This window comes from Microbispora bryophytorum (assembly GCF_006874465.1).
GTDB classification, from domain to species: domain Bacteria; phylum Actinomycetota; class Actinomycetes; order Streptosporangiales; family Streptosporangiaceae; genus Microbispora; species Microbispora bryophytorum.
The window spans coordinates 154886-168412 of the sequence record NZ_VIRL01000005.1 but is presented as its reverse complement, the minus strand read 5'-3'; the positions used below and the strand labels follow the sequence as shown (position 1 = coordinate 168412).

General features: G+C 71.9%; 13 protein-coding genes. 9 read left to right on the top strand and 4 right to left on the bottom strand.

Annotated elements, in window-relative coordinates:
• Positions 1–48 precede the first annotated feature (48 nt).
• The 3 genes from FLX07_RS12715 to FLX07_RS12705 all read left to right on the top strand — a co-directional run bounded on the left by FLX07_RS12715 (position 49) and on the right by FLX07_RS12705 (position 2682).
• Positions 49–828, top strand: coding sequence for a DeoR/GlpR family DNA-binding transcription regulator (locus FLX07_RS12715; protein WP_142570927.1), 780 nt, complete (start codon positions 49–51; stop codon positions 826–828).
• 284 nt (positions 829–1112) lie between these two features.
• Complete coding sequence (locus FLX07_RS12710) at positions 1113–2357, top strand: MFS transporter (protein WP_142570925.1); 1245 nt, start codon at positions 1113–1115, stop codon at positions 2355–2357.
• Positions 2358–2421: 64 nt separating this feature from the next.
• A complete protein-coding gene (locus FLX07_RS12705) occupies positions 2422–2682 on the top strand; it encodes a winged helix-turn-helix domain-containing protein (protein ID WP_208762187.1) in 261 nt (86 codons plus the stop codon).
• Between the two features lie 31 nt (positions 2683–2713).
• Here FLX07_RS12705 and FLX07_RS12700 read toward each other — a convergent pair whose 3' ends face one another.
• Genes FLX07_RS12700 through FLX07_RS12690 form a run of 3 tightly spaced genes read right to left on the bottom strand, consistent with a single transcriptional unit; the run spans position 2714 to position 5453 of the window.
• The gene (locus FLX07_RS12700; RefSeq protein WP_142570923.1) at positions 2714–3313 is read right to left on the bottom strand and encodes a GNAT family N-acetyltransferase; all 600 of its coding nucleotides are present in this window, start codon (positions 3311–3313) and stop codon (positions 2714–2716) included.
• Positions 3310–4782 (bottom strand): APC family permease, encoded by a 1473-nt coding sequence (locus FLX07_RS12695; RefSeq protein ID WP_142570920.1) that lies wholly within the window; start codon positions 4780–4782, stop codon positions 3310–3312. Before FLX07_RS12695 ends, FLX07_RS12700 begins: the two co-directional genes overlap by 4 nt.
• Before the next feature lie 29 nt (positions 4783–4811).
• Positions 4812–5453, bottom strand: coding sequence for a GOLPH3/VPS74 family protein (locus FLX07_RS12690; protein ID WP_167748216.1), 642 nt, complete (start codon positions 5451–5453; stop codon positions 4812–4814).
• A gap of 377 nt (positions 5454–5830) precedes the next feature.
• On the opposite strand from FLX07_RS12690, the gene FLX07_RS37005 reads away from it, so the two are divergent.
• Positions 5831–6367, top strand: coding sequence for a hypothetical protein (locus FLX07_RS37005; RefSeq protein ID WP_208762186.1), 537 nt, complete (start codon positions 5831–5833; stop codon positions 6365–6367).
• A 69-nt stretch (positions 6368–6436) separates the two neighbouring features.
• Here the strand turns inward: FLX07_RS37005 and FLX07_RS12680 are convergent, their stop codons facing one another.
• A complete protein-coding gene (locus FLX07_RS12680) occupies positions 6437–7300 on the bottom strand; it encodes an SDR family oxidoreductase (protein ID WP_142570916.1) in 864 nt (287 codons plus the stop codon).
• 135 nt (positions 7301–7435) lie between these two features.
• Between FLX07_RS12680 and FLX07_RS12675 the strand changes: the two genes are divergently transcribed.
• From FLX07_RS12675 to FLX07_RS12655, 5 genes are all read left to right on the top strand, one after another.
• Entirely contained in the window at positions 7436–9142 is a 1707-nt protein-coding gene (locus FLX07_RS12675) for a pentapeptide repeat-containing protein (protein WP_142570914.1), read from the top strand.
• A gap of 163 nt (positions 9143–9305) precedes the next feature.
• Positions 9306–10193: an ABC transporter substrate-binding protein gene (locus FLX07_RS12670; protein WP_142570912.1), complete on the top strand. Its 888-nt coding sequence runs from the start codon at positions 9306–9308 to the stop codon at positions 10191–10193.
• Complete coding sequence (locus FLX07_RS12665; protein WP_142570910.1) at positions 10184–11146, top strand: amino acid ABC transporter permease; 963 nt, start codon at positions 10184–10186, stop codon at positions 11144–11146. The genes FLX07_RS12670 and FLX07_RS12665 overlap by 10 nt, the downstream gene beginning before the upstream one ends.
• Before the next feature lie 17 nt (positions 11147–11163).
• Complete coding sequence (locus FLX07_RS12660) at positions 11164–11916, top strand: amino acid ABC transporter ATP-binding protein (RefSeq protein ID WP_142571145.1); 753 nt, start codon at positions 11164–11166, stop codon at positions 11914–11916.
• On the top strand, positions 11913–13520 hold the full coding sequence (locus FLX07_RS12655; RefSeq protein WP_142570908.1) for an N-acyl-D-amino-acid deacylase family protein: 1608 nt from the start codon (positions 11913–11915) through the stop codon (positions 13518–13520). Before FLX07_RS12660 ends, FLX07_RS12655 begins: the two co-directional genes overlap by 4 nt.
• Positions 13521–13527: the final 7 nt, after the last annotated feature.

Below are 13527 nucleotides of genomic sequence, written 5' to 3'. Positions count from 1 at the left end.
AAAGTAGATTTATTTGATTTCGCACATGTGCTGTGTTCAAATGCACACATGGAAAGTGCCGATCGGATCCGGGCCATCATGAACGCGTTGCGTACGTGCGACAGCGTCTCCGTGGCCGAGCTGGCGCTGGCGTACGGCGTCTCGGAGATGACCATCCGGCGCGACCTTGACGAACTCGCCCAGCAAGGCGTGGTGCGCCGCGTTCGCGGCGGCGCCCTGAGCCTGCTGTTGCGCGGCGAGGAGCCGCCCTTCGGCGTGCGCGAAAGGGAGGCGATCGACGCGAAGCGCCGGATCGGCGCCGAGGTCGCCGCTCTGCTGGCCGACGGCGAGGCCGTGCTGCTCGACGGCGGCACGACCGCGCTCGAAGTCGCCAGAGCCCTGCGCGAGCGCCGCCTGACCGTCCTGCCGCTGGCGCTGCAGGCGGCGCAGGAGCTGGCAGGCGCACCCCGCATCCGCCTGGTCCTGCCCGGCGGCGAGGTGCGGCACGGGGAGATGAACTTCGTGGGGCCGCTCACCGAGATGTCGATCAAGGCCCTCCGGTTCGACACTGCGGTGATCGGCTGCTGCGGCCTGTCGGCCGAACACGGCCTGACCGCGCACGACCTGCCCGAGGTCGCCATCAAACAGGCGGCGATCGCCTCTGCCCGTCGCGTCGTCGTCGCGTGCGACTCGGGCAAGTTCACCCGTACGGCGTTCGGCGCGGTCTGCGGGCTCGACCGGCTCGACATGGTCGTCACCGACGAGAACATCCCTCGGGACCAGCACGACGCTCTCACCGCCGCCGGCGTCGCCGTACGCACCACCCCCGCCTCCGTTCCCGTCACCTGAGCATCGCTCTCCCCGCGAACCAGCGCCGCCCGCGTCGCCTCGCCTCACCCACGCCAGGCGGGCGACGCGAGGGGGAACACGGGAGAGCACGGGGAGAGCACGGGGAGAGCACGGGGAGAGCGCGCACACCTCTCCTGAGCGTTCGCACAGCTCGCCGACGACACCCGCGACGACATGTGCGGCGGACACCCGTGATAACCCCCGCGATGACCCCCCGTGACGACTCCCGTGATGACACCGACGAATCTTCCGGTACGAACCTCCCAGCGCCCGAGGAGCACACCATGGCCTTGTCCGCCCCCGCTCTCCCGGCACTCCTGCGCGCTCGCGTGGCCGTCTACGGACTGTTCCTGCTGGCCGGCATGGCCATCGGCACGTGGACGAGCAGGATCCCCGCCATCAAGGCGGACCTGCGGCTGAGCGACGGCGCGCTCAGCCTGGGGCTGCTCGGCATCGCGGCCGGCGCCATCACCGGCATGCAGGTCGTCGGCAGGTTGGTGGACCGCTACGGCAGCTACCGGATCATGCTGCCGATGGCCGTCGCCCAGGGCCTCGTCCTCGTGGTTCCCGCCTACATGCCGGGCCTGCCGGCGCTCGCGCTCTCCCTGTTCGCGTTCGGCGCGGTCAACGGCACGCTCGACGTCGCGATGAACGCCAACGCCGTGGTGGTGGAGCGGGCGTCCGGGAAATCGATGATGTCGTCCTTCCACGCGGTGTTCAGCGTCGGAGGGTTCGCCGGCGCCGCGGCCGGCGGCATGTTCGCCCACGCCGGAACGAGCCCCGGCGTCACCTTCGCCGCGATGGGTGCGGTGATCATGATCATCGCCCTGCTGAGCGCCCGCTGGGCGATGCGCGACGTCCCGGCCCGGGAGGCGGCGCGGGCGGGCTCCCCCGACGCCGGACCCGCGCGCCGGCGCGTCGGCGGCGGTGTGCTGCTCCTCGGCGTCCTCGCGTTCTGCTGCATGATCGGCGAAGGCGCCGCGGCCGACTGGGGGTCGGTCTACCTGCGCGACAGCCTCGGCTCCTCCCCCGGCTTCGCCGCGGCCGCGTACGCCGCGTTCTCGATCATGATGACGGCCGGCCGGTTCGCCGGGGACCGCCTCGCCGCCTGGCTGGGGCCGGTCACGCTGGTGCGCTGCTGCGGAGCTCTCGCCGGGGCCGGTCTCGCGGCCGGGATCGTCGCCGGCGATCCGGTCGCGGGGGTCGTCGGATTCGGCCTGTTCGGCGCGGGTCTGTCGTGCATCATCCCGCAGGTGTTCTCGGCGGCCGGTCATCGCGACCCCGCTCAGTCGGGCCGCGCGCTCGCCGCCGTGGCGAGCCTCGGCTACACCGGCTTCCTCGCCGGCCCCGTGCTCATCGGCGGCCTGGCCGAGGCAGTCACCCTTCCGCATGCGCTGCTGGTGCCCGCCGTGCTCGCGCTGTTCGTGGCCTTCACCGCTCCGGTGATGCGCTCGCGCCGTCCTGAGCCCGCGTCCGAACCCATGTCCGGACCCGCGTCCGGACGCCACTCCGAGCCCGCCCGCGACTGAGGCGCACGCCCTGCCCGGCCCACAGGCGAGGGTTGGATCGGGCGGGGCCGGGCAGTGGTGGGGCGTGGCCGTCACCAACGATCCCGAGGAGCCGATCCCCGCATACCGGCGGCTCGCGGCGATGCTCCGCGAGGAGATCGTCCACGGCCGGATCGAGCCCGATCGTCCCCTGCCGTCCGAGGAGCGCCTGACGCGCGAGCACGGGTTCGCCCCCGAGGACGTCCGCCGTGCCGTCGAGGTGCTCGGCGGTGAGGGCCTCGTTTACACGGTCGAGGGCCGGGGGGCGTACGTGTCCACCCGGGCGGAGGAGACGGGCGGCGGCTGAGCGGCCGGCCCGTCCCCCACCGGTACGGCGGCTATCCGGCCTGCGCGGACGAGCGGGGCTCGCGCCACATGGGGTACATGACCGGGCCGTCGGGCAGCCGGAGCAACTCGGGCATGTCGACGTAGCCGTGGCGGAGATAGAGCCGCCGGCTCGCCTCGCTGCTCGCCTCCAGGTAGGCCGGGATCCCTTCGGCGTCGAGCCTGCGGTGGTGCTCCTCCAGCAGCAGGCTGCCGAGGCCGCGGCCGGTCCTGCCCCGCTCCAGTGCGATGAACGCCAGGTAGTGGTGCGGCTGCTCGGGATGGAGCTTGCCCGCCACCTCCCCGAACAGGCGGTAGCGTTCGGCGTTGTCGCCCGCGAAGGACGCGATCGCCTCCTGCTCCCCGGCGATCTCGGGGAACGGCGCGGTGAACCAGACCGCCACGCCGGCCGGCTCGCCCGACTCGTGGATGCCGTAGACGTCGCCGTGCTCAAGCGCGTGCCCGGCCCACATCGTGAAGAACCGCCGCTGCATCGGCAGCCGGTCCTCCGCCCGCGGGATCAGCCACCTGGTGATCTCGTCGGTGTGGAAGGTCTCGGCGATGAGCCCGCCGGCCAGGGCCGCGTCCGTCATCCGGGTGATCTCGGCCGTCACTTGGCGCCCCCGTTGACGGCCTGGGCGCCCAGGCCGATGTTGGCGTAGACCTCGGGCCGGGTCGACTTCAGCACCCGCCCCCAGACGAGGCCGAGGACGATCGCGACGACGAAGATTCCGGGCAGGATCCAGCGGAGGATCGAGTCGGGCTCGACCCCGAGGACCGTGTCGAAGTTGATCAGCGTGAGGACGATGATCACGCAGAGCGCCAGGATCGCCAGGACGGGGGCGATGCGGGTGCGCCAGGCGGTCTCCCCTCGCGGATCACGGGCGAAGAACGCGATCACCGAGATCGAGGTGACGGTGAGCAGGGTCAGCAGCCCGAGACCGCCGAACGTGCCGAAGATGAAGAACATCTTGGTGACCGGGTCGAGGCCGGAGACCGCGTAGACGACGATCACGATCAGCCCGAGCACCGTCTGCAGCAGCGATCCGGAGATCGGAGCGGCGGTGCGGGCCGAGGTGCGGCCGAAGATCGAGGGCAGGACGTGCTCCCGGCCCAGGGCGAAGATGTAGCGGGCCGTGGTGTTGTGGAAGGCGATCATGCAGGCGATGCTGCTGGTCACGAACAGCACCGAGCCGATCGTCGAGACGGTGGAGCCCAGGTGGGCGGCGGCCTGGTTGAAGATGAGCTCGGTCCCCTGCTCCGAGGACGCCTTGACGATCCCGTCCGGCCCGGTCGGCACCGTCTGCGCCCAGGCGGAGACGGAGTACAGCACGGCGATGATCGCGATGCCCAGATAGGTGGCGATGGGCACGGTCCGGTGGCGGTCCTTGGACTCCTCGGCGAAGACCACCGACGACTCGATGCCGGCGAACCCCGCGACGACGGTGGCGAGCGCCGCGCCCACGCCGGGCACGAACAGGGCGCCGGGGGTGAAGCCCTCGAAGCTGATCCCTCCCGCGGCGGCGTGGGTCACGTCGCCGAGGTCGAACAGCAGCACGATGACGATCTCACTGACCAGCAGGACGGACAGGATCTTTCCGTTGACGTCCACCCGCAGCAGGCCGAGCACGCCGGTCAGCGCCCAGGCCACGAGCGCGATCACCCACCACGGGGGCGAGCTGCCGAACCAGTCCACGAGCAGCGGCTCGGCCGCGGATCCGATGATTCCGTACAGACCGAGCTGTAGCGCGTTGTAGGCGAGCAGCGCCACCCAGGCGGTCGCAACTCCCTGGGTCCGGCCGAGTCCCTGGGCGGCATAGGCGTAAAAGGCGCCCGCGTTCACCACGTGCCTGGCCATCGTCACGTATCCGACGGCGAACAACGCGAAAATAGCGCCCAGCATCAGGAATGCGAATGGGACACCGATGACGCCCGTCACGGTATAGGCCGTCGGGACAGAACCCGCGACGACCATCAGCGGCGCCGCCGCGGAGATGACGAAGAACACGATGGACGGCACGCCGAGCCGGTCTTCGGCCAGTGCGGCCGTGACGGCGCTGGGCCGTTGCTGTGTGAGGGACACCTGGAACTCCGTGTGAGGGGGGGTGGAGGTCACCGGCGGCTGATGACGGCCTGGCCGACGGCGACCTTGGTCTGGGTGATGAGGCTCCGCACGGGCATGGGGAGCGTGGCGGTCGTGGCGGACACGAACCGGGGATCGTGCTCGGACAGGACCCGCTGGGCGCAACCGGCCGCGACCAGGAGCCCCAGGAGAACGCAGTCCCGGTCCACCGGCGCCTTGCGCCGCTGGATGGCGAGATTCAGCCGGGCGAGCGGCCACGCGGCCCTGTTCATGTCCGCCGGGGCCGGGGGCTGCTGCTTCAGCAGGTGCCTGACCGGCGGCTTGAGCAGCTTCGCCGCGATCATCCTGGCGGTGACGTCGGCATAGAGCGTCCGGGCGAAGAACAGGAGCCACGTGCTGATCGGGTGGTGCGGTTCGGCGACGATGTGCCCGAGAACCGCACGGGTGAGCGGATCGCCGGCGATCTCCCCTGCTGTCGCGTAGAGGCGTTCCGGGTTCGACGCGATGTCGAGCGCCACGCGCTCGGCGAGCATCAGTTCACCGAGGACCCCGCCGGCCAGTGCCAGCCCCGTGAGCCGGGAATGAAGCAACGGATGGCCCGTCACATTGTCGTGCAGGACAAAGTACAGGTCATCGACAAGGGACGGGCTCGAAAGATCGCTTTCAGCCACGGTCGGCGATGATATAGGCGGAATGTTCCATCTGTCATCGCGCGAATTCACAACGAGGCGATCCGGGCGCGAAATACCAGAATTTCGGCAACCGAAACACACTTTCGGTTAATGCAATTACGGCCCGCTTCGCAGAGGGTCACACCGGGCGGCGGAAACCCGCGGCAGGCGCGCCCCGGCTTCGCGACAGGCGCCGGCGCGACCCCCGGGCGGGGCGGGACGCGGCGCCGCGTACGGGGCGTGGGCGGATGCCGGCGATCGGGCGCTCCACGCGCGCCCGCCCTCTGCCCGCTCCCTGCCCGCTCGCCGGGCCGCTCGCCGGGCCTTCGCCGGGCCGAGCCCGGTTTGTCCGTTTTGTGGGCGGGCATCGTCGGCCTATGACCATCCAGGACGACAGGGGCGCGACGGCCCTGGCCCGCGCACACGGGCTCTTCAACATCGCGGGCGGCCTGTGGCCGTTGCTGCACCCGCCGAGCTTCGAGAAGGTGTTCGGCGCGAAGACCGACCGCTGGCTGGAGCGCACCGTCGCCGGGTTGCTCGTGGGCATCGGATGGACGCAGATCCGGGCCGCGTCCGCTCCCGGCGGCGCCGACCACGCGCGCCGTCTCGGCATCGCCACGGCGGCTACGCTGCTCGCCGCCGACCTGGTCTACGTGCCTGCGGGCCGCATCCGGCCCACCTACCTTCTCGACGCGGCGGCCGAGGCGATGTGGCTGCGCGTCTGGCGGGCCCGCGCCGTACGGCCGGAGCCCGCATCCAGCCGGGCCGGTTCGGTGTTCGCCGCGGCGGCGGCGCTGGCCGCCGGATGCGCCACGGGCGGCGTGCTGGCCGCGCGGATGCTGCGGCGGCGAGCCGCGCCGGACGAGTCCGAGCTCACCCGGGCCCGCTACATCCGCCACCCCGCGGCACGGTGAGCGCGGTGAGCGCGGGTCTCCGACCACGACGGCAGGGAGGGACGGGGGCCGGGAGGAACGGCCGTGCCCTCATCCGGGCAGCGTCTCGCCGCCGATCGGGGCGAGGACCTCACCCGTGTAGTACGACGACAGCCGGTTGGCGGCGAAGAACACATACGAGGGAGCGATCTCGTCCGGGTCGGCCGGCCGGCCCATCGGCGCCTGACTGCCGAACTGGTCCACCTTCTCCTCGGGGAACGTGGCGGGAATCAGCGGCGTCCAGACCGGGCCGGGGGCCACGGCGTTGATCCTGATTCCCCGCTCGACCAGCACCTGGGCCATGGAGTAGGTGAACGCGTTGATCGCGCCCTTGGTCGCCGAGTAGTCGATCAGGGTCTTGTTGCCGCGCAGCCCGTTGATCGACGAGGTGTTGACGATCGAGCCGCCCTCGGGCATGTGCCGCAGCGCGGCCTTGGTCACCCGGAAGTAGCTGTGGATGTTCACCGCGAAGGTGCGCTCCCACTGCTCGTCCGGCAGCTCTTCCAATGACCGCACCGGGGACTGCGTGGCCACGTTGTTCACGAGCACGTCGATCCCGCCGAGCTCGCGGACCGTGCGTTCCACGACCTCCTCGCAGTGACGGGGATCGGCGAGGTCACCCGGCATGATCACGCAGCGGCGGCCCTCCTGCTCCACCAGCTTCCTGGTGTGCTCGGCGTCCTCGTGCTCGGTGAGGTAGGCGATCGCGACGTCCGCCCCTTCCTTGGCGAACGCCACGGCGACGGCCCGCCCGATGCCGGAGTCGCCGCCGGTGACGAGCGCCCGCTTGCCCGCCAGCAGGTCGCGTCCGGCGTAGTCGCGCATCTCGTCCCTGGGCTCGGGCGTCATCTCGCCCGTCCGGCCGGGGTAGGGCTGCGTCTGCGGTGGCGGCGTGGAGTTCGGCTGCTCAGACATGCACGTCGGGTACCCCTGCCCGTCCGGGGCAAACGGCCGGCGCGTCGCCCGGGAGCGATCGCCCGACGGATACACACTGTTACCTATCCATCACGCTTTAACGTCCTGAGAGGGGACATCGGGTATGACGTTGCCATGACACCCCGGTCGCGGATCGCTCCGCTCGACGTGGTCTGGAGAACGTGCGACGCCGTGCCCGAGTGCCTCGGCGTCGCTCACGAGCCGTACGGCAGATGCCTGGCGCACCTCACGCCGGCGCAGTCGGCCGAGTTCCTGCGGGGCCTGACGCCCGGCCAGGCCCTCGATCTGCGCGGCACCCTCGTGTCGGAGGACCTGCTCGCGCGGGTCCTTGACGGCGTGGAGCGCCACCTGGGCAGGGCGAGGTTCGACCGCGCGATCTTCACCGGCCCGGCCCGCTTCGGCGAGGTCGTCTTCGCCGGTGACGCGACCTTCGACCACGCGAAGTTCGACCACCTCGCCTCGTTCTACGGCGCCCGGTTCCTCCGCAACGTCTCCTTCCGCGAGGCCCGGTTCCTGCGCGAGTTCTCCCTGCACGACGCGCGGGTGTGCGGCCACGCGACCTTCGACCATGTCACGGTGCGCGGCGACGCCCTGTTCGGTGCGGCACAGTTCGGTGCGGCACAATTCGGCGCGCCCCGGTTGGGCGCCCCGCCGCCCAGGGGCACGGGGAACGCATCGTTCGGGAGAGCGGACAACGGCCTTCTCCCGGAGGCGTCATCCCAGAAGGCGTCGTTCCAAAGAGCGCAGTTCCACGGGTTCGCCGCGTTCGACGCGGCCGTCTTCCACGGGGACGCCTGCTTCCGCGGCGCCCGGTTCCACCGGGCCGTCTCCTTCCGCGGCTCGGACTGCGGGGCGAGCGCCGAGTTCCAGAGCGCACGCTTCGAGGGGGCGGCCTACCTCGGACCGATGCGGGTCGTGCGGCGCCTGTCGCTCGCGGGCGCACGGGCCTGCGCGCCGTTGCACATCGACACCGGCGGGTGCCGTGTGGTGCTGCGCGCGGCGGCCGTCCTCGGGCGGCTCGCCGCACGGCTGTCCGACGCCGAGGTCGACCTGCGGGACGCGAGGCTCGCCGGGCTGTCGGCCGTCACCCGGCGCACCGGCCGGCTGCGCGTGACCTCGCTCGACGGCCTCGACGCGGACGCGCTCACGCTGACCGGGGTGGACCTGCGGGCGTGCGGGCTCGACGGGCTGCGCCGTCCCGAGGGGCTGCGCCTGCGGGAGTGCGTGTTCGCCGCACCTCCGGGCGGGCTCGGGCTGCGCCTGGGATGGCCGCCCGTACGGTGGTGGAGCCGCCGCCGGGTCATCGCCGACGAGCACCTGTGGCGGGGATGGGCGGCGCACAGTCGTGCAGAGCACGGTGTCGATGAGCACGGTGTCGATGAGCACGGTGCCAGCGAACACGGTGCCCACGAGCACAGCACCGGCGAACACGGCGCCCGCAAGCGCGGTGCCGGTCCGGCCGGTGATCCAGCGCCCGACCCGGCGCGCCTGGCGGTTCTGTACGAGCGGCTGCGGCCGGGCGTCGACGACACCCGCGTGGCGGCCGACTTCGCGTTCGGCGCCATGGAGATGCGGCGGCTGGGCAGCCCCCGCGGTCGCGGCAGGCTGCTGCTGTCGCTGTACTGGCTCGCCTGCGGGTACGGCCTGCGCGCGGGGCGGGCCCTCGGATGGCTCGCGCTGGTGGCGGCCGTCGCCGCGGGCGCGGTGTGCTGGGCCGCCGGGGTGCGTCCGGAGGGCAAGCCCGCCGTCCATCGCCCCCGGGTCGCGGTCGTACGGCCCGCGGCGACGGCCTCCCGCCCGGCGCATGGGCTCGGGGGCTGACGACCAGGGGGGAAACAGGGGGGAAACAGGGGTGGAACACCGGGGGTGAAACAGGGGGAGCATCGAAGACTTCGATGCTGAGGAGCACAAGCGTTCACGATTCTTACGGCCGTTACCTCCTGTCGCCAGCATAAGCTCAATCGTTCGCAAAACAGGAGGTTCCATGACAAAGCGCCTATCTGTGGCCATAGTCGGCGCGCTGGTCGTGTCGGCGCTCGCCGGCGGCTGCGGGCGTTCGTCGTCGGGGACCGCCGCGGGCGAGAACGCGGCGGCGACGACGACGGGCAAGACCGCGAAGGACCTGGTTCCCGAGGACGTGCGCAAGGCGGGCACGCTGCGGGTCGCCACGTCGGAGGGCTACCCGCCCATGGAGATGTACAAGAAGGGCACCCAGGAGCTCACCGGTGTCGACCCCGGCCTCGGCGCCGCCATCGCGGCCAAGCTCGGACTGAAGTTCTCGATCACCAACGCGGCCTTCGACGGACTCATCCCCGGCCTCCAGGGCGGGCGCTGGGACATCGTGATGTCCTCGATGAGCGACACCGAGGAGCGGCGCGCGGCGGTCGACTTCGTCGACTACTTCAACGCCGGCGGCGCCATCATGGTGAAGAAGGGCAACCCGGAGGGCATCAAGAACCTCGAGGACCTGTGCGGCCGCACGGTGGTGCTGGCCAAGGGCAGCTCCAACCTCGCCATCGGCGAGAAGCAGAACGAGAAGTGCGCCACGAAGATGAAGATCATGCAGAGCGAGGACGCGCCCACCGGCCTGCTCTCGATCGACTCCGGGCGCGCGACGGCCACGATCGTGGACTATCCCGTCGCCGTCATGTACGCCAAGGACACCGGCAAGTACGACGTGCTGCCCGAGCAGTACGAGGCCGGCCCGTGGGGCATCGCGATCGACAAGCGCAAGACGGCGCTGCGCGACGCGGTCGCCAAGGCGATGGAGGAGCTCCAGGCCGACGGCGGCTACACCTCCGTCCTGGACGAGTACGGCGTGACGGCCAACGCCGTCGACGGCGTGCTGGTCAACACCCAGCCGTGGAAGTGACCGGGGAGAAGGCGGCCGGAGCCGAACTGCCGATCGAGGCCGTGCGTCCCGTACGGCCCGGCCGGTGGCTGGGGGCGGCCGTCGCCCTCCTCTTCCTCGTCTGGCTGGCCTACACGGTCATCGTCAACGAGAACCTGCACTGGGACGTCATCGTCGCCTACCTGACCGACGGCAGGATCCTCGGCGGTCTGTGGGTCACGATCCAGCTCACCGTGCTGTCCATGGCCATCGGCCTGGCGCTGGGCGTGCTGGCCGCCGTCATGCAGCTGTCGGACAACCCCGTGCTGCGCGGCACCTCCGCTCTCTACACGTGGTTCTTCCGCGGCACGCCGCTGCTGGTGCAGCTCATCTTCTGGTTCAACATCGGGCTGGTCTTCCCCACCTTCGCGATCGGCGTGCCGTTCGGCGGGCCCAAGCTGATCGAGTGGCAGGCGAACGCGGTCATCACGCCGTTCACCGCCGCGCTGCTCGGCCTGGCCATCAACGAGGGCGCGTACATGGCGGAGATCGTGCGTGCGGGCATCCGCTCGGTCGACCCGGGCCAGCGGGAGGCGGCCGAGTCGCTCGGCATGTCGCACCGGCAGGTGCTGCGCCGCGTGGTGCTGCCGCAGGCCATGCGGGTGATCATCCCGCCGACCGGCAACCAGTTCATCTCGATGCTGAAGACCACCTCGATGGTCTCCGTGATCGCCGGCGCCGAGCTGCTGACCGTGGCACAGCGCATCTACCTCGGCAACTTCGAGGTCATCGCGATGCTCGTGGTCGCCTCGATCTGGTACGTCGTGCTCACCACGATCGCCAGCGTCGGGCAGCACTTCGTCGAGAAGCGGTTCGAGCGCGGGCACGTGCGGCTGTCCTCCCGGGTGCGCCGCAACCTGTCTCCGCTGCCGTCGAAGGAGCCCCTGCCGGTCGAGTCGTCGAAGGAGCCCCCGTTGCCGAAGGAGCCCTCGTGAACGCGCAGGACCAGCCGATGGTGCGGATCCGTTCCGTCCGCAAGCGCTTCGGGTCGCTGGAGGTGCTCAAGGGCATCGACCTCGACGTCCCCGCCGGCGAGGTGGTGTGCGTCGTGGGCCCGTCGGGGTCGGGCAAGTCGACCCTGCTGCGCTGCGTCAACCGCCTGGAGAGCATCGACTCGGGCCGGATCTGGGTGAACGGCGAGCTGATGGGCTACGCCGAGCGCGACGGACGGCTGCACACGCTGCGTCCTCACGAGCTGTCCCGGCAGCGGCGCGGCATCGGCATGGTGTTCCAGCGCTTCCACCTTTTCCCGCACCGCACCGCGATCGAGAACGTGATGGAGGGGCCGGTCACCGTGCTGCGCACGTCCACCGCCCAGGCCAGGCGGCAGGCGCAGGAGCTGCTCGATCGGGTCGGCCTGGCCGACCGGGGGCACCACTACCCGGCTCAGCTGTCCGGCGGCCAGCAGCAGCGGGTGGCCATCGCCCGCAGCCTGGCGATGCGGCCCAGCCTGATGCTGTTCGACGAGCCGACCAGCGCGCTCGACCCCGAGCTCGTGCAGGAGGTGCTGGCCGTCATGCGGGACCTCGCGGCGACCGGCATGACCATGATGGTCGTCACCCACGAGATGAACTTCGCCCGCGAGGTCGGCGACCAGCTCGTGTTCATGGACGACGGCGTCATCGTCGAGCGCGGCGACCCCCGCGAGGTGCTCGCGGCGCCCCGCCACGAGCGGCTGCGCGCCTTCCTCGGGCAGGTCCAGTGAGCGGTTTCGATCTGCTCATCCGCGGCGGCCTGCTGGTGGACGGCACCGGCCGCCCCGGCAGGCCCGCCGACGTCGGGGTCGCCGCCGGGCGGCTGACCGTGCTGCCCCCGGGCGAGGCCCCGCGCACGGGCGCGGCCGAGGTGATCGACGCGCGCGGGCGCGTGGTCGCCCCCGGATTCGTCGACGTGCACACGCACTCCGACGGCGTCACGCTGCTCGGCCCGTCCGGCGGCCGCTCCGCGCTGGTGCGGGCGTCGGTCCTGCAGGGCGTGACCTCCGAGATCTGCGGCAACTGCGGGTCCAGTCTCTTCCCCGCGGCGCCGGAGCGGCTGGCCGCCATGCGGGCCGAGACGCGGATCACCTTCGGCGGCGACGTCGGCGCGTACGCCGACTTCGCGGGCTTCGCCGCCGCGCAGGCCGAAGTGCCCCGGGCCAACCATCTGGCGTCGCTCGTCGGCCACGGCACGCTCCGGGCGGGCGTGCTCGGCCCCGTGGACCGGCCCGCCCGCCCGGACGAGCTGCACACGATGTGCGCGCTGCTCGACGCCTCCCTGGCGCAGGGCGCGGCCGGGCTGTCCACCGGCCTGATCTACACCCCGGGCTCGTACGCGGGCACCGACGAGGTGGTGGCGCTGGCGGCGGTGGCCGCCCGGCACGGCAAGCCGTACGTCACCCACCTGCGCGATGAGATGTCGCGCGTCGAGGAGGCGCTGGAGGAGGCGATCGAGATCTCCCGGCGCAGCGGCGCGGCGCTGCACGTCTCGCACCACAAGACCGCGGGCCGGTACGCCTGGGGGCGCACCGAGCGCACGCTGCCGCGCATCGCCGCGCTGCGCGCCGAGGGCATGGACGTCACCTGCGACGTCTACCCCTACACGGCGGGCAGCACGGCATTGGCCGCCATGCTGCCGCCCTGGGCGAACGACGGCGGCGTTGGGGCGCTCACCGGGCGGCTCGGCGACCCCGCCCAGCGCGACCGGATGCGCCGCGCCATCGCGGAGGGCGTGCCCGGCTGGGAGAACACGGTCGGCAACGGCGGCTGGGACCGGATCTCGGTCGCGTGCGCGCCCCGCCACCCGCAGGCCGAGGGCAGGACCATCGCCGACCTCGCGGCGTCGGCGGGCGCCGACCCCCTCGACACGGCCGCCGAGCTGCTGCTGGCGGAGGCCGGCGAGGTGACGATCATCAGTCACTCGATGGTCGAGGAGGACGTGCGGCGGGTGCTGGCCGCGCCGTACGCGATGATCGGCTCCGACGGCGTGCCGAAGCCGGGCGGGCGCCCGCATCCGCGCTGGGCCGGGACGTTCCCCCGGGTGCTCGGCCGGTACGTCCGGGAGCTGGGGCTGCTGCGGCTGGAGGAGGCGGTGCACAAGATGACCGGGATGGCCGCGGCGCGCTTCGGGCTGACCGGGCGCGGCGTGGTCCGCGACGGCGCGCACGCCGACCTGGTGGTCTTCGACTACGCGACGGTGGCCGACCGGGCGACGTTCACCGAACCGCTGCTGCCGCCGGACGGGATCGACGCGGTCGTCGCGGCCGGTGAGGTCGTGGTGCGCGACGGCGAGGAGACCGGCGCCCGGCCGGGAAGGGTACTGGCCCTGTGAGGGGGAC